The sequence below is a fragment of the Pseudomonas sp. efr-133-TYG-23 genome (assembly GCF_030209215.1).
Lineage (GTDB): Bacteria > Pseudomonadota > Gammaproteobacteria > Pseudomonadales > Pseudomonadaceae > Aquipseudomonas > Aquipseudomonas rhodesiae.
On sequence record NZ_JARVSL010000002.1, the window covers coordinates 255,773 to 272,304 of the forward strand.

The 16,532-nt window shown below is 64.0% G+C and carries 14 protein-coding genes; 13 read left to right on the forward strand and 1 reads right to left on the reverse strand.

What is annotated here, in order from left to right; translation table 11 throughout:
* Nucleotides 1-11 precede the first annotated feature (11 nt).
* Entirely contained in the window at nt 12-1,001 is a 990-nt protein-coding gene (locus tag QRN41_RS01895; protein WP_034137128.1) for a GntR family transcriptional regulator, read from the reverse strand.
* A gap of 336 nt (nt 1,002-1,337) precedes the next feature.
* On the opposite strand from QRN41_RS01895, the gene QRN41_RS01900 reads away from it, so the two are divergent.
* The 13 genes from QRN41_RS01900 (at nt 1,338) to QRN41_RS01960 (ending at nt 16,428) form a co-directional block, all read left to right on the forward strand.
* Nucleotides 1,338-2,669: an amidase gene (locus tag QRN41_RS01900; RefSeq protein WP_285421109.1), complete on the forward strand. Its 1,332-nt coding sequence runs from the start codon at nt 1,338-1,340 to the stop codon at nt 2,667-2,669.
* 11 nt (nt 2,670-2,680) lie between these two features.
* Nucleotides 2,681-3,559, forward strand: coding sequence for a polysaccharide deacetylase family protein (locus QRN41_RS01905; protein ID WP_034096065.1), 879 nt, complete (start codon nt 2,681-2,683; stop codon nt 3,557-3,559).
* 23 nt (nt 3,560-3,582) lie between these two features.
* On the forward strand, nt 3,583-4,923 hold the full coding sequence (locus QRN41_RS01910; protein ID WP_040267372.1) for an MFS transporter: 1,341 nt from the start codon (nt 3,583-3,585) through the stop codon (nt 4,921-4,923).
* Nucleotides 4,924-4,933: 10 nt separating this feature from the next.
* Nucleotides 4,934-5,695: an SDR family NAD(P)-dependent oxidoreductase gene (locus tag QRN41_RS01915; protein ID WP_123480618.1), complete on the forward strand. Its 762-nt coding sequence runs from the start codon at nt 4,934-4,936 to the stop codon at nt 5,693-5,695.
* A 483-nt stretch (nt 5,696-6,178) separates the two neighbouring features.
* Nucleotides 6,179-6,928, forward strand: coding sequence for an SDR family NAD(P)-dependent oxidoreductase (locus tag QRN41_RS01920; RefSeq protein WP_034111902.1), 750 nt, complete (start codon nt 6,179-6,181; stop codon nt 6,926-6,928).
* 13 nt (nt 6,929-6,941) lie between these two features.
* On the forward strand, nt 6,942-7,241 hold the full coding sequence (locus QRN41_RS01925; protein ID WP_034096069.1) for a hypothetical protein: 300 nt from the start codon (nt 6,942-6,944) through the stop codon (nt 7,239-7,241).
* Nucleotides 7,238-8,212 carry a CobW family GTP-binding protein gene (locus QRN41_RS01930; protein WP_285421110.1) on the forward strand — a complete coding sequence of 325 codons (975 nt, stop codon included), beginning with the start codon at nt 7,238-7,240 and terminating at the stop codon, nt 8,210-8,212. The genes QRN41_RS01925 and QRN41_RS01930 overlap by 4 nt, the downstream gene beginning before the upstream one ends.
* Nucleotides 8,209-9,387 carry an ABC transporter substrate-binding protein gene (locus QRN41_RS01935; protein WP_034137133.1) on the forward strand — a complete coding sequence of 393 codons (1,179 nt, stop codon included), beginning with the start codon at nt 8,209-8,211 and terminating at the stop codon, nt 9,385-9,387. The genes QRN41_RS01930 and QRN41_RS01935 overlap by 4 nt, the downstream gene beginning before the upstream one ends.
* 210 nt (nt 9,388-9,597) lie before the next feature.
* Nucleotides 9,598-11,934, forward strand: a complete 2,337-nt coding sequence (locus QRN41_RS01940) for a putative bifunctional diguanylate cyclase/phosphodiesterase (RefSeq protein ID WP_285421111.1) — start codon at nt 9,598-9,600, stop codon at nt 11,932-11,934.
* A gap of 194 nt (nt 11,935-12,128) precedes the next feature.
* Nucleotides 12,129-12,806: a methylamine utilization protein gene (locus tag QRN41_RS01945; RefSeq protein WP_123480615.1), complete on the forward strand. Its 678-nt coding sequence runs from the start codon at nt 12,129-12,131 to the stop codon at nt 12,804-12,806.
* Nucleotides 12,790-15,141 (forward strand): putative bifunctional diguanylate cyclase/phosphodiesterase, encoded by a 2,352-nt coding sequence (locus tag QRN41_RS01950; protein WP_167417227.1) that lies wholly within the window; start codon nt 12,790-12,792, stop codon nt 15,139-15,141. Before QRN41_RS01945 ends, QRN41_RS01950 begins: the two co-directional genes overlap by 17 nt.
* Before the next feature lie 37 nt (nt 15,142-15,178).
* Nucleotides 15,179-16,009 (forward strand): DUF3034 family protein, encoded by an 831-nt coding sequence (locus tag QRN41_RS01955; protein WP_167417320.1) that lies wholly within the window; start codon nt 15,179-15,181, stop codon nt 16,007-16,009.
* On the forward strand, nt 16,009-16,428 hold the full coding sequence (locus QRN41_RS01960; RefSeq protein WP_047881593.1) for a group I truncated hemoglobin: 420 nt from the start codon (nt 16,009-16,011) through the stop codon (nt 16,426-16,428). The genes QRN41_RS01955 and QRN41_RS01960 overlap by 1 nt, the downstream gene beginning before the upstream one ends.
* The last annotated feature ends 104 nt before the right edge of the window (nt 16,429-16,532 follow it).

Genomic DNA, 16,532 nt, shown 5'->3' on the forward strand with positions numbered 1-16,532 from the left:
CGGCCATGGGGTCAGCTGATTTTATGAAGGTAGGCAGGCAGCGGCTGTTCTGGCAGTACCGAGAGTACTTTCAAGCGCTGCAACATTCGCTGTCGCGCCCGCTGCAAGTGCTCGCGCAGGTTCAGCGCGGCGGCATCGAAGGCACCGTGCAGCAGCAGTTCGAGAATCAAGCGATGTTCGGCAAGCATTGACGGATCGGCGCCGATCCCCAGCAAACCGTGGAATATCCGACTGATGATCATCGGGCTCTGGCCCTGGCGGATCAGCGCCGCGATCTTGCGGTTTTGCAGACCGGCCAGGCAGTGCTGGTGCAAGTCCTCTTCGATGCGCTCGATGGCTTCCAGGCTGCAGTGCGGAGTGCTCTGGGCCTCCAGTACCCGTTGCAGCATGGCTTGCAGCACCTCGCGGTCGAGGTTCGGCGCGCTCTGGCGCAAGGCTTCGGGCTCCAGGCAGGCGCGCAGTTCGTAGTCCTCGGTCACTTCCCGGGCTGTCAATGGGCCGGCCAGCCATTGGGAGTAGGGCTCCTTTTCCACCAGGCCACGGTCGCGCAGACGCATCAGCGCTTCACGCACCACCGCGCGGCTGACGCCGTAGTGTTCGGCGGCCGCCTGTTCATCCAGGCGGTAATGGCCGAAGGCGATGCAGGTGGACAGCGCCGCGCCGATTTCATCGACGATCCGTTCGCCCAACGGTCGCGTGTCCACCAACTCATCTTCGCCGTTCAAGCCCAGGTGCGCAGCGCTCAAGGGCAGGCGCAGCGGCTCCATGGCCAGGCCTTCGGGATTGATCAGGTAACCGCGGCCATTGAAACGGCAAATCAGCCCTTCTTCATGCAGCAGGTCCAACGCCCGGCGTACCGGCACGCGGCTGGTGCCGAACAATTCGGCCAGGGGCGCTTCCAGCAACACTAGCCCATGGCGGGCAGTGCCGTTGACGATCGCATCACGCAACACCTGGTGAATCATCGCGTAACGTGAGGCCGAGGCAGACGCTGCTTTCATCGATTTCTCAAGAGCCTGTAGGACGATGGCCGGGGATTCTCTCATAGATGTGGGTGTCACTCTGCGCCACGTTGTGGGCACTTTTTTGGGGCCTGAAGCGGATCGTTGTTACTTTTCTGCACCAAAATGTACTTATTAATAAAAGATACATTATTTGAGCCTAAGTCACTTCTCCTCTGCTTGTCGGATTATTCTGCAACCCTGAAAGGGCTCTAGTTCGCTATCTCTAGCGTTAACGACCCGGAAAGCGCCAGTAGATCACCCAAGGCTGGCACGAAAGCTGCCTTTGTAAAATGTACATTTTATGAATATGTACGTTTTAAAAGGACTGCGCTGATGTCAGATGCCTCATCAATGGCCGAGGATTTCGCCCACGGTCGCAGCGACCCGGTGCAAGCTCTGGAGCACTCGCTTGACCTGGCCCGGCGGTCTAGCTGCGTGTTTATCAGCCTCACCGCCGACCGCGCACGCCGTGAAGCCGAAGCCGCCGCTGCCCGCTGGCGTGCCGGTCAGCCATTGAGCCCGTTCGACGGCGTGCCGCTGGCCTGGAAAGACCTGTTTGACATGGCCGGCAGCGTCACCACCGCCGGTGCCGCCTACCGTCGCAATGCCCCCGCCGCCGCGCTCGATGCGCCCGTTGTCGGCCTGTTGTGCCGCGCCGGCATGGTCAGCGTGGGCAAGACCAACCTCAGTGAACTGGCGTATTCCGGCCTGGGCCTGAACCCGCATTTCGGCACGCCGCACAATCCCCATGCCAGCGATCAGCCGCGTATCCCCGGTGGTTCGTCGTCCGGTTCGGCGGTGGCCGTCGCCGCTGGAATCGTGCCGATCGCCATGGGCACCGACACCGCCGGCTCGATCCGCATCCCCTCGGCCTTCAATGGCCTGGTGGGGTATCGCAGCAGCAGTCGGCGCTATAACCGCGACGGTGTGTTCCCTTTGGCTCGCACCCTCGACAGTCTCGGCCCGCTGGCGCGTAGCGTGCGCGATGCCCTGACCCTCGACGATATCCTTCACGGCCGCACGCACACCCATACCGCACGCAGCCTAAAGGGTCAGCGGTTTGTGCTGGAGCACAGCGTGCTGAGCCACGTTGAACCGGCCGTAGGCAATAACCTGCTGCGCGCCGTGGAGCAACTCAAGGCCGCCGGTGCGCTGATCGAAACCCGTGAAAGCCCGACTTTCAAAGGCGCACTGGAACTGATCCAGCAACATGGCTGGCTCGGCGCCTTCGAAGCCTTCGCCCTGCACCAAGCCCTGCTCGACAGCACCGACGCCGCGCAGCTCGATCCACGGGTGCGCCGCCGCCTCGAAACCGCCCGCGGGCTGCCCGCCAGCCAGTTGATCGGCCTGATCGAGGCACGCCAACGCCTGCAACTCCAACTGGTCGACGACCTCGACGGCGCGATCCTGATCACGCCCACCGTCGCCCACGTCGCCCCGGCCCTGGCGCCTCTGGAAGCCGACGACGACCTGTTCGCCACCACCAACCTCGCCACCCTGCGCCTGACCATGCCCGGCAGCCTGCTGGACATGCCCGGCGTGACCTTGCCCAGCGGCCGCGATGCCTTGGGCCTGCCCACCGGGATGCTGCTCAGCGCCCCGATGGGGGAGGACGCGCGCCTGCTGCGCGCCGCGTTGTCCGTCGAATCCGTACTTAACGTTTAAGGAGATACACCATGGCTAAAGACATCCTTTGTGCATTTGGCGTCGACGTTGATGCCGTCGCCGGCTGGCTCGGTTCCTACGGCGGCGAGGACTCGCCGGATGACATCTCTCGCGGCCTGTTCGCCGGGGAAGTCGGCGCGCCGCGCCTGCTCAAACTGTTCGAACGCTACGGCCTGCGCACCACCTGGTTTATCCCCGGCCACTCGATGGAGACGTTCCCCGAGCAGATGAAGGCCGTCGCCGATGCCGGCCACGAAATCGGCGTGCACGGCTACAGCCACGAAAACCCGATTGCGATGACCGCCGAGCAGGAAGAAATCGTCCTCGACAAGTCCATCGAACTGATCACCCAAGTCACTGGCAAACGCCCCACCGGCTACGTTGCGCCGTGGTGGGAATTCAGCAAGGTCACCAACGAGCTGTTGCTGAAAAAAGGCATCAAGTACGACCACAGCTTGATGCACAACGACTTCCACCCCTACTACGTACGCAAGGGCGACAGCTGGACCAAGATCGACTACAGCCAGCACCCCGACACCTGGATGAAACCGCTGGTGCGCGGTGAAGAAACCGACTTGGTAGAGATCCCGGCCAACTGGTACCTGGATGACCTGCCGCCGATGATGTTCATCAAGAAAGCCCCCAACAGCCACGGCTTCGTCAACCCGCGTCACCTCGAAGAAATGTGGCGCGACCAGTTCGACTGGGTCTACCGCGAACACGAACACGCGGTGTTCACCATGACCATCCACCCCGACGTATCCGGCCGCCCGCAAGTGCTGCTGATGCTCGAACGCTTGATCGAACACATCCAGAGCCATGCCGGCGTGCGTTTTGTCACGTTCGATGAAATCGCCGACGACTTTATCCGTCGCCAACCGCGTTCCTGACCCCACCCCTTGAGGCGCCACCCATGTCCATCTACAACAAGCTTGACCTGACCGGTTGGAAACCCCGGCAATTGACGTCCCAGGAAGTGCGCTTCGCCACCTGGATCGCGTTTTTCGCCTGGGTGTTTGCGGTGTACGACTTCATTCTGTTCGGCACCTTGCTGCCGGAGATCGGCCGGCACTTCGGCTGGGGTGAAGTGGAGCAAGCCGAGATCGCGACCTGGGTAGCGGTGGGCACCGCCGTGGTCGCCCTGGCCATCGGCCCTATCGTCGACAAACTGGGGCGGCGCAAAGGGATTATTTTTACCGTGGCCGGTTCGGCGCTGTGTTCGGCGCTGACCGCGATCGGCGGGGCGTGGGGCAAGTCGCCGTTGATTCTGATCCGTTCGTTGGGCGGTCTGGGTTATGCCGAAGAAACCGTCAATGCCACCTACCTCACCGAGCTGTATGGCGCGTCGGAAGACCCACGACTGACCAAGCGGCGCGGTTTCATCTACAGCCTGGTGCAGGGCGGCTGGCCGGTAGGGGCACTGATTGCGGCGGGGTTGACCGCCTTGTTGCTGCCGATCATCGGTTGGCAGGGGTGTTTTATCTTCGCGGCGATCCCGGCCATTGTGATTGCAATCATGGCGCGCAAGCTCAAGGAGAGCCCGCAGTTCCAGATCCATCAGCGCATCAGCGAACTGCGTAAAAGTGGCGCGGTGATCGAAGCGCAGAACGTCGCCGCCACCTACGGCGTGGACTACGACGAACACAGCAAGGCCGGGCTCAAAGCCGCGTTCCGTGGCCCGGCACGCCGCGCCACCCTGGTGATCGGCGCCGCGCTGTTGCTCAACTGGGCGGCGATCCAGGTGTTCAGTGTGCTGGGCACATCGGTGATCGTCAGCGTGCACCACATCTCGTTCGAGAATTCGCTGATCATCCTGGTGCTGTCGAACCTGGTGGGTTACTGCGGCTACCTCAGCCATGGCTGGATGGGCGACAAGATCGGCCGCCGCAATGTGATCGGCCTGGGCTGGATGCTCGGCGGTCTGTCGTTCGCCGGCATGCTGTTCGGCCCGAGCAATATGGCCATGGTGGTGGGCTTGTACAGCCTGGGCCTGTTCTTCCTGATCGGGCCGTACTCGGCGGCGCTGTTCTTTATCAGTGAAAGTTTCCCCACCAGCATTCGCGCCACTGGCGGCGCGATCATCCATGCCATGGGGCCCATCGGTGCGGTGGTCGCAGGCTTTGGTGCCACTCAAGTGCTGTCCGCGGGCAGCGACTGGCAGACCGCGGCGCTGTGGTTCGGTGCGGTGCCGTGCTTCCTGTCCGGTGCGCTGATGTTTGCCGCCCGCCATGTCCGCCCGGAAACCGTGCAGTAAGGAGTATTCGATGAATCGTAAAGTTGCCTTGATTACCGGTGCCGCCAGCGGCATCGGCCAAGCCCTGGCCGTGGCCTATGCGCGCAATGGCGTGACAGTGGTGGGCGGGTACTTTCCGGCTGATCCCCATGACCCGCAGATCACTGTGAGCCTGGTGCAAGAAGCCGGTGGCGTCTGCCTGATGTTGCCGCTGGACGTGGGAGACACCGCCTCGGTGGACGCCTTGGCCGCGCAGGCTGTGCAGCATTTCGGTCGGCTCGACTACGCGGTGGCCAACGCCGGCCTGCTGCGTCGCGCACCGTTGCTGGACATGACCGATGCGCTGTGGGACGAGATGCTCAACGTCGACCTGACCGGCGTCATGCGCACCTTTCGCGCCGCCAGTCGGCATATGAGCGAGGGCGGTGCGTTGGTGGCGATTTCGTCGATTGCCGGCGGCGTGTACGGCTGGCAGGACCACAGCCACTACGCCGCCGCCAAGGCTGGAGTGCCGGGGTTGTGCCGTTCGCTGGCGGTGGAACTGGCGCCTCTGGGCATCCGCTGCAATGCGGTGATCCCGGGCCTGATCGAGACGCCGCAGTCCCTGGACGCCAAAAACTCCCTCGGCCCCGAAGGACTGGCCAAAGCCGCCCGCGCTATTCCGCTGGGCCGGGTAGGGCGCGCCGATGAAGTGGCGTCGCTGGTGCAGTTCTTGACCAGTGATGCGTCCAGCTACCTCACCGGCCAGAGCATCGTCATCGACGGCGGCCTGACCGTACGCTGGCCTGACTGATGGGGGGGAGGGGGCTTGCCCCCGATGGTGGTGCGCCAGATACAGTTGTGCTGGCTGAACCACTGCAATCGGGGGCAAGCCCCCTCCCACATTGGAATGTCACTGGCCTGACGGATGTACCCGCTCCCACTATGGAATGCCACTGGTTCGACGGATGTACTCGCTTCAACTGTGGGAGGGGGCTCGCCCCCGATGGGGGTGTGCCAGACGCAGCTGTCCTGGCTGACCCCCTGCAATCGGGGGCAAGCCCCCTCCCACATTGGAATGTCACTGGCCTGACGGATGTACTCGCTTCAACGGTGGTAGGGGGCAAGCCCTTCCCACATTGGAATGATACTGGCCTGACGGATGTACTCGCTTCAACTGTGGGAGGGGGCTTGCCCCCGATGGTGGTGGGTCAGACACAGCTGTCCTGGCTGACCCCCTGCAATCGGGGGCAGCCCCCTCTCACATTGGAATTTTGTTTGTTTCTGGAGAATGGATATGCCCCAACTTACTGATCGTCGCGCTGTGATCACCGGTGCCGGCAGCGGCATTGGTGCCGCCATCGCCCGTGCTTATGCGGTTGAAGGCGCGCGTCTGTTATTGGCCGACCGCAACGCCGCCAGCCTCGCCGAAACCGCGATCACCTGCCGCAACCTGGGCGCCGAGGTGGTCGAGTGTGTGGCCGATGTCGGCACGCTAGAAGGCGCTCAGGCCGGGGTCGACCGGTGTGTCGAGCACTTCGGCGGCATCGATATCCTGGTCAACAACGCAGGCATGCTGACCCAGGCGCGTTGTGTCGATCTGACCCTCGAAATGTGGAACGACATGCTGCGCGTCGACCTCACCAGCGTGTTCGTCGCCAGTCAGCGCGCCCTGCCGCACATGCTGGCGCAGCGCTGGGGGCGGATCATCAATGTGGCCTCGCAACTGGGCATCAAGGGCGGCGCCGAGCTGACTCACTACGCCGCCGCCAAGGCCGGGGTGATCGGCTTCACCAAGTCCCTGGCCCTGGAAGTGGCCAAGGACAATGTACTGGTCAACGCCATCGCCCCGGGGCCAATCGAAACGCCGTTAGTGGGCGGGATCAGCGAGGCTTGGAAACGCGCCAAAGCCGCCGAGCTGCCCCTGGGTCGCTTCGGCCTGGCCGATGAAGTGGCGCCCACCGCCGTGCTGCTGGCCAGCGAGCCCGGCGGCAATCTGTTTGTCGGCCAGACGCTTGGCCCGAACGCCGGCGACGTCATGCCATGAGCGGGGTATAGCGATGTGTGGACTCTGCGGACTGCTGGGCGAAGACCTGCATTGGAGCGACCCCTTGGGCGACGAGTTGCCCCGGCGCAGGGAACGGCTGCGCCGCATCGCCGCGATCAATCAGGTGCTGGCGGTGTTCCGGCTCAAGGTCGAAGATTTCCAGGGCGCCTCTTATTTACTGATCGGCGCCACCGGCAAACAAGCCCTGGCCAGCGGCCTGGATCAACTCTGGCAAGCGGCCGAAAGCATGCTCGGCCGTGCGTTGGACCCCCTCGATGCGACGCTGTTGGATCACTTGGAGTCCGCCCCATGAGCATGGCCCTGAACGTCATCACCGGCTTCCTCGGCAGCGGCAAAACCACCTTGCTCAAGCGCCTGTTGGAGGGTGAAAGCCTGGGCGACATCGCGTTACTGATTAACGAATTCGGCGATGTGGGCATCGACCATTTGCTGGTGGAAGAAGTGGCCCCAGACACCGTGCTGCTGCCCAGCGGCTGTGTGTGTTGTTCGATTCGCGGCGAGTTGAAAGACGCGCTGCTGGCCCTGTTGCAGCGCCGCGAACGCGGTGAAATCCCGGCGTTCAAGCGCGTGATCCTGGAAACCACCGGCCTGGCCGACCCGGCGCCGATCCTCGCCACACTCAACAACGACGTGCAACTGCGCGGGCGTTTCCATATCGGCCTGGTGATCACCCTGGTGGACGCCAGCCACGCCGCCCTGCAAGAACGCCTGCACCCGGAATGGCTGGCCCAAGTGGCCGCCGCCGACCGCCTGCTGCTGAGCAAGGCCGACCTGGCCGGCGATTGCGCCCCGCTGCGTGCGCACTTGCAGGCGCTCAACGCCGGTACGCCGATCCTCGACTCCCACGCCATTCACAGCGGCGACCAATTGCTGCTCGGCGAAGGCCTGCGCAGCGCCGCGCCCGCCGATGAAGTGCAACGCTGGCAACTGCATCGATCCACCACCGCCTCCCACGGCGCGGCGCAGGTGTGCTGCCTGACCTTCGAGCAGCCGCTGGACTGGGTAGGGTTCGGGGTGTGGTTGTCGATGCTGCTAAGATGCCACGGCGAACGAATCCTCAGGGTCAAGGGACTGCTCAACGTGAACGCCAGTAACGCCCCCATCGTCATTCATGGCGTGCAGCATTGCCTGCACGCGCCGGTGCATCTGCCTGCGTGGCCGGGCAGCGACCGGCAATCGCGCTTGGTATTTATCCTGCGCGGCCTCGACCCTGCGCTGTTGCGTCGTTCTTTCGAGGTGTTTTCCCGGCGGTTGGCCCGATGATCACACTGCGCGTCCTCGGCACCTCGGTGACATTGCTCGAATGTTTGCGCGTGCGGGCCGAGCAGGAACTTGGCATTCGCCTGGTCTATCAGGTGCACGATGTCGAGCAGGCCCAGCGTATTGCGGTGATGCAGCCCGACAGTTACGACCTTTACGATCAATGGTTTCACAACGTCGACTTCGTCTGGCCGGCGCGGGCGATCCAGCCCATCGACACGCGCCGCATCGCGCTGTGGCACGAGATCAACGACTTGCCCAAGCGCGGGCGCCTGAGCCCCAACGACCGCCTGGGCAGTGGCAGCGTGCCCAGCGAGCGGCTGTTCGTGCAGCACGACGGCAGCCTCGGCAGCACCGTGACCGAACGTATCAGCATGCTGCCCCTGACCCACAACGCCGACAGTTTTGCCTACCGCCCCGAGCGTCTGCCCGCAGGCTTTTGCCGGGGCAACGAAAGTTGGGGCTGGCTGCTGGACCCGGCGTGGCGCGCGCGCACCGCACTGCAAAGCGACGCCGCCATTGGCGCACTGGATGCCGCGCTGGCGGTGCAGGGCGCCGGGCTCGCCAGTTTCCGCGACATCGGCAATATGAGCATCGAGGACATCGACGTGCTCGCCGACATCCTGGTGCGCAAGCAGAAGGAGGGGCACTTCGCGGCGTTCTGGTCAGACGACGAAGAAGCCGCGCAACTGATGCTCAGCCCCAGTATCGATATCCAGAGCCTGTGGTCTCCAACCTTGATGCGCCTGCATCGCGCCGGTGTGAAGTACCGCCTGGCGGTGCCGCGCGAAGGCTATCGCGCCTGGTTCGGCGGTTTGTCGTTATCGCGCCATGCCCAGGGCCCGGTGCTGGATGCCGCCTACGCGTACCTCAACTGGTGGCTGTCCGGCTGGCCCGGTGCGGTGATGGCGCGTCAGGGGTATTACATCGGCAACCCGGCCCGCACGCGCGACCATTTGAGCGCCGCCGAGTGGGATTACTGGTACGCCGGCAAGCCCGCCCGTGAAGAACTGCCGGGCAGCGATGGCCTGCCGCTGATCGACCGGGGCGAGGTGCGCGACGGCGGCTCCTATGAACAGCGCATGGGCCATATCGCGGTGTGGAACGCGGTGATGGACGAGCACAACTACCTGGTGCGCCGCTGGGGCGATTTCATGCGCGCGCGAGGGCCGGCCTGACCCGAAAAGCCAAGCCTCTGTCGCCAATAAGCTGACGGTGAAGTCCCCGGTTTTATTGGGTGGACAAGCGCCTGCGCCGAGCTAATCTGCTCAACACAAATACCTGCAATGGACGGGTATTTTTTGACGCCAGGTCAGCTGTCGCAGGGAATGCACATGACAAATGGACGTAGTGGCAGAAACAGACGAACGCTGCCAGAGGGCACGCCGATGACGTGGCGCCATACGTTCCAGACCCGCATTGCCGGCGTATTGGCGCTGCTGCTGTTGGTGGTGGTCGCCGCGACCTACTTTGCGGTGCAGGCCGCCACCAGCCGCGCCGTGGAGAACCAGGCCCGCGCCCAACTGAAAACCGGCAGCCAGGTGTTCGAACGCCTCTTGGACCTGCGGGGCCGGCGCCTGCAATACGGCCTCGACTGGCTGACCGCCGACGGCCCATTCGTAAGCGCGGTGGCCGAGGGCAACTCGGCGTCGATCCTGGATGTGCTGGAGCGTCACGGCAGCGGCATCCGTTCCAGCGAAGTGCTGGTGCTGGGCCTGGACGGCACGGTGATGGTCAGCACCTTGCCGGGGTTCTTGCGGGGTCAGGTCTTCCCTTATGCCGAGGCACTGCGTCGGGCCCGGCGCGGTGGCCTGCAGATGTTGATCGTGGCCATGAACCAGCGCCCCTACTTGCTGGTGCAGGACGAAGTCGTCGACACAACGCCCATCGCTCGCGTGGTCATGGGCTTTCCCATGGACACTTTGTTCGCCAATGAACTGCGCTCCATGAGCAACCTGGAGGTGTCGTTCCTCAGCATGCGCAACGGGCATGTCGGCCAATTATTCAGCACCCAGCCCGACGCTTATCAGGCCACGGTGATCAACCTGTTGCGTGGGGCCCGTCCGGACCCCGAGGCGCATATCCATCGGTTCTACGGCGAGCGTGTGCTCAGCCAGGTGCTGACGCTGGCCAATACCGGTGAGGGCGATGACGTGCGGGTGTTGCTGCAAAGCCCGCTGGATCATGCCCTGGAATCCTTTGCGCCGCTGGACCGGCAGTTCCTCGGGATTGCCCTGGCGGTGTTGGTGGTGTCGTTGGCTGGCGCGTTGTTTCTGGCGCGACGCGTGTCGCGGCCGCTCAATGCCTTGGTGGACGCCGCCGGGCGGATCGGTGCCGGTGACTACCGCACACCGGTGCGGGTGCGTGGCCACGATGAGTTCGGCCTGCTGGCCCGCGCCTTCAACGCCATGCAAAGCGGCATCGCCATGCGTGAACGGCAACTGGCCCATAACGCCCTGCACGACCCCCTTACCGGGCTGCCCAATCGCGCCCTGGCCATGGAGCGCTTGGGCAGTGCGATCAGTGCGCGGCGGCCGGTGGCGCTGCTGTACCTGGGCATCGAAAACTACCGCGCAATCAACGAAGGCTTCGGCCCGGAGGGGGTTGAAGACATGTTGCGCGAAGCCAGCCGGTGCCTGTCCATGAGCCTGTTGGCGAGCGACACCGCGGCGCGGGTGTCCGGCAGCGAATTTCTGCTGTTGCTGGAAAATATCGGCATCGACCGCGCCGTGGCCCGCGCCGACCGCCTCTATGCGCTGCTCACCGAGCCTCAACGCATTGGCAACGACGAGCTGCGCCACGAAGTGAGCATCGGCATTGCGGTCTACCCCAATGACGGCCAGCACGTGGAAGAATTGATCAGCCGCGCCGCCATCGCCCGCCACGATGCGGCGATGCTGCCGGGCTATCTGCAGATCTACCAGCAGGACCGCGACCTCGCCCATCAGCGCCAGATCACCCTGATTCGCGACTTGCGCCGTGCCGCCACCGAAGGCGCGTTGCACCTGTGTTACCAGCCCAAACTCGACCTCAAGCACGGCCAGGTGCGCCAGGCCGAAGCCCTGCTGCGCTGGCAGCACCCCAGTTTGGGGTTGGTGTCGCCGGCCGAGTTCATTCCCCTGGCCGAGCGCACCGGCAGCATGGCCAGCCTGACCCACTGGGTGATCGAAGAAGCCATCCGCCAGATCGCCGAATGGGCGCGGCGCGGCCTGTTGATCCAGTTGTCGGTGAATATCTCGGTGGACGACCTGGCCGACGACGACCTGGCGATCCGCGTGACCACTTTGCTTGCCCAGCACGGTGTGCAAGCCGAGCAATTGCTGTTCGAAATCACCGAGAGCGCCATCATGCACAACCCTCGCCAGGCCCTTAGCGTGTTGGAGCAACTGCGCGGCTGCGGTATCAGCCTGTCGGTGGATGACTTTGGCACCGGTTATTCCTCCCTCGCCCAACTGCAACGCCTGCCGGTGCAGGAGCTGAAGATCGACCAGTCCTTCGTGCGCAACCTCGACAACGAGGGCGGCGACGGCGTGATCGTGCGTTCGACCATCGAGATGAGCCACAACCTGGGGCTCAAAGTGGTGGCCGAAGGGGTGGAGTTCGAACCCAGCCTGAAGCTGCTCAAGCAGTGGAATTGCGACACCGCCCAGGGCTACCTGATCAGCCGGCCGCTCAACGCCATGGCTTTTGAGATGTGGATGCGGCGCGAACGCGCGGCGGTCTAGACACCTTGCAGGTGACTACAGCTTTTTTAGGTATGGTCGATAACTTCTACGGAGCCTGACCGTTTGCACAGTTTTTTACCGACCAACGGTTTAGCGTCCTCCTGTGTTCAATAGTGGCATTTTGCCTTGATTGCGGCATCATGGCCGTAACCGTTCTTTTCCGCCAAGGCTGGCCGCTTTCTACCGGATCTCCCATGGCCCGATGTGTAAACCTGTTATCTCGCATGATGCTCTTGCTGGCGGCGGCAGGGCCCGTCTCGGCGGCCACCCTTGAGGTGTTGGTGCAGCAGGCCGATGGCAGCCCGGTCAGCGATGCGGTTGTGACTTTGCAAGGCCCGGCCGCTGTGGCGGCCGTCGCGCCCAAGGCGGAGATGGACCAACGTGGCCAGCGCTTCGCCCCGCATGTGCTGGCGGTGCATACCGGCACCCAGGTGCGCTTCCCCAATAGCGACAATATTCGCCATCAGGTGTATTCATTTTCGGCCGCCAAGCGTTTCGAACTGCGCCTGTACGAAGGCACGCCGACCGCGCCACTGCTGTTCGACAAACCGGGCGTGGTGGTGCTGGGCTGCAATATCCATGACTGGATGCTCGGCTATATCTATGTCACCGACGATCCTCACTTCGGTGTCAGCGATGCCCAAGGCCGTGTGCGCCTGGAACCATTGGCGCCGGGGGATTACCACGCCACCCTGTGGCACCCGCAACTGGCGGATATGCAGCCGCTGGACGGCGGCACCTTGCATATTCCCGCCGCCGGCCTGAGCCACCGCGTGCAGCTCACCCTGCAACCCGCCTCGGCAGACCTGCCACCGGCGCCGACCGCCTTCGGTGACGCCTTCAATCGAGCTGCCCGTGAAACTGCGCAGTAGTTACCAGGCGCGGGTCGCCACGGTCCTGATCCTGCTGTCGCTGGTGGTGATCGGCGCGCTGTATTTCAGCGTCAAGATGGCCACCCGCCAGGCTGTCCATGGCCAGGCGCTGGCCCAGTTGCAGGTGGGCACGCGGGTGTTCGAGCGTTTGCTGGACGTGCGTGGCCGGCGCCTGGCCGATGGCGTGCAACTGCTGGCGGCCGACTTTGGCTTTCGCGATGCCGTGGCCAGTGGCGATTCGGCGACGATGCGCTCGGTGCTGCTCAACCATGGCAAACGCATCAATGCCAGCGACATGATCTTGCTGGGCATGGACGGCAAAGTCCTGGCCAGCACCGTCGACGAAGTCGCCGAGGGTTCGAGCTTTCGTTACGACCAGGCATTGCGCGAAATGCGCCGCCAGCGCCAGGCCGCGTTGTTGATCGTGCCGCTGCAAGGCACGCCGCACCTGCTGGTGGAAGCGCCGGTGTTGGCGCCGTTGCCGATTGCGCGGGTGGTGATGGGCTTCAGCATGGACACGGCGTTCGCCGATGAACTGCGTTCGTTGAGCAATCTGGAAGTGTCGTTCCTGGCCATCGACCGCCAGCAGCCCGGGACGCTGGTCAGCACTCAGCCCCAGGTGCTGCGCGACAGTATCGTCAGTCTGATGCTGGGGGCGTCCACCCATGAGGGCGTGTCCACCACCGAGCATCTGGCACACCGTTTTCTCAGCCAATCGCTGGTGTTGGCCAGCAACGCCGACAGCCAGGTGCTGGCCTTGCTGCAAAGCCCGCTGGATTCGGCAATGCAAGCCTTTGTGCCATTGGATGAAAAGATTCTGGCCATCGCACTGGTTGCGTTGGCGGCGTCGCTGGTCGGCGCATTGCTGCTGGCGCGGGGCGTGTCGCGTCCGGTGCAAGCCTTGGCCCAGGCCGCCGAACGCATTGGCCATGGCGACTACCAGACCCCGGTCATCCTGACCCGCAGCGACGAACTGGGCCGCCTGGCCGTGGCGCTCAACGCGATGCAAAGCGGCATCGCCGAGCGTGAACAGCAACTGGCCCACAACGCGCTGCATGATCGCCTCACCGGTTTGCCCAACCGCGCGCTGGCCATGGAGCGCCTGGGCAGCGCGATTGCCACCCAGCGGCCGATGGCGCTGATTTACCTGGGCATCGACAACCTGCGCGCCGCCAGCGAAACCGCCGGGCCGGACGCCGTGGATGAGTTGTTGCTCAATGTCAGCCGACGCTTGCAAGCCGTGCTGCGCCCACGGGACACCCTGGCGCATCTGATCGCCGACGAGTTCCTGCTGCTGCTTGATGGCGCCGGTCGTGACGAGGCGGTGGGCCTGGCCGACAAGCTGCAGCAATTGCTATTGCGCCCCCAGCGTATTGCCGGCCACGACCTGGCGCTCGACTGCCGCTTGGGCATCGCTGTGTACCCGGACGATGGCGACTCTGCACAAAGCCTGCTGGAACGCGCAGCGATTGCCATGAAGGACGCCGCGCAAATGCCCGGTCGCTTGCAGGTGTACGAGCCGGGCCGCGACCTTGCTCATCGTCGCCAGATCACCCTGATCCGCGACCTGCGCCACGCCCCCGGCCAAGGCCAGTTGCTGCTGCACTACCAGCCCAAACTGGATATTCGTCTGGGCCATGTGCGTCAGGCTGAAGCCCTGTTGCGCTGGCAGCATCCGCAGTTCGGCATGGTTTCGCCGGCGGAATTCATCCCTCTGGCCGAGCGTTCGGGCAGCATCCAGTTGCTGACCCAGTGGGTGATCGAAGAGGGCATCCGCCAGTTGTGCGAATGGAACCGCCGAGGCCTGTACCTGCAACTGTCGCTGAACATCTCGGCCGACGATTTGCTTGGCGATGAGCTGGCCCACCGCGTTTCGGCGCTGTTGCGGCGCTACGGGCTGCCGGCCGAACAGCTGGTGTTCGAGATCACCGAAAGCGCGGTGATGCGCGAACCGGAAAAGGCCTTGAAAGTGCTGCACCTGCTGCGCGAGTGCGGCATCAGCCTGTCGGTGGATGACTTTGGCACCGGGTACTCGTCGTTGGCCCACCTCAAGCGCCTGCCGGTGCAAGAGTTGAAGATCGACCAGTCGTTTGTGCGCAACCTGGACGAAACCAGCGAAGACGCAGTGATCGTGCGTTCCACCATCGAGATGAGCCATAACCTGGGGCTCAAGGTGGTCGCCGAGGGTGTCGAGTACGCCCACAGCCTGCGCCTGCTGGAGCGCTGGCAATGCGATACGGCGCAGGGTTACCTGATCAGTCGGCCCTTGAGCGCCGACGCTTTCGAAGCCTGGGTGGCCTTGCCTCTCAGTGCGCAAACTTCGCAGGTGCATTGAGGGCTATGACGTGCGTCTTTCTCTACTGATCGGTTGCATGGCCAGCCTGAGCCTGCCCGCCGCCCTGGCCGATAACGGTCGCCTGATCGCCACCGGCGGCGCCAGCAGCCTGGAAGGCGCGGCGGGCGGCGGCATCACCCCGTGGGCGGTGCTCAGCGGTTACGGCGAGCAACACGAATGGGGCGCCACGGCGTTTGCCACCACGGTCGACCTGCCGGACTACCGGCTCGATGTCGCCGGGTTGGCGCTGGCCTACGACAACCGCGTGGAAGTCTCTTTCGCTCGGCAACGTTTTGACCTGGGCACCTTGGTACACAAGCTGAACCTGCCCGACGACCACCTCGGCCAGGATGTGCTGGGGGTCAAAGTGCGGCTGTTCGGCGATGTGATCTACGACCGCTTGCCCCAGGTTTCGTTGGGCCTGCAATACAAGCATCAGAACACGTTCGATATTCCGCGCCTGGTCGGCGCCAAGCGTGACAGCGATGTGGAAGGCTACTTGGCCGCCAGCCGCCTGTTCATGGGCGCGGCCTTTGGCTACAACGTGCTGGTCAACGGCGGCCTGCGCTACAGCCGCGCCAATGAAACCGGCCTGCTCGGTTTTGGCGGCGACCGCCGCGACCGCCGCAGCCTGCTAAAGGAAGGCTCGGTGGCGCTGCTGTTCAACCCGCGCTGGGCGCTGGGTGTGGAGTACCGCGAGAAACCCGACAACCTGTCCTTCGCCGGAGAAAGCGACTGGGCGGACGTGTTCCTCGCTTACTTCCCCAGCAAGCATGTGTCGTTTGTGCTGGCGTACGCACGGCTGGGGGAAATCGCCACGTTGGATAACCAGAACGGCACTTACCTGTCCGTCCAGGGGAGTTTCTGATGCGCGTATTGCCCGTGCTACTGCTGGTGCTGCTGAGCGCCTGCGCCCAGCAACCGCCCAAGGACGACAGCCTCTACCGCGACCTCGGCGCCATGCCCGGCATCACCCGCATCGTCGAAGGCATGCTGCTCAACATCGCCCGCGACGAACGCATCGTCGAGCGCTTCCGGCGTATCGACATCCAGCGCCTGCGCAACAAGCTGATCGAACAGTTCTGCGTCGAAGCCGGCGGGCCATGCACCTACACCGGCGACAGCATGGCCGAGAGCCACAAAGGCCAGAACGTCAGCCGCAGTGATTTCAACGCATTGGTGGAGGATCTGATCAAAGCGATGGACAGCGAAGGGATCCCAGTGCCCACGCAAAACCGCCTGCTCGCCCGCCTGGCGCCCATGCGCGGCGAAGTGATCGAGCACTGATCCCAGCGCCAACCCCATTCCAATGTGGGAGGGGGCTTGCCCCCGATGGCCGTCTGTGTTTTCACGAATTGAGTGCTTGGCATACTGGGGGCGTCCATGTATGA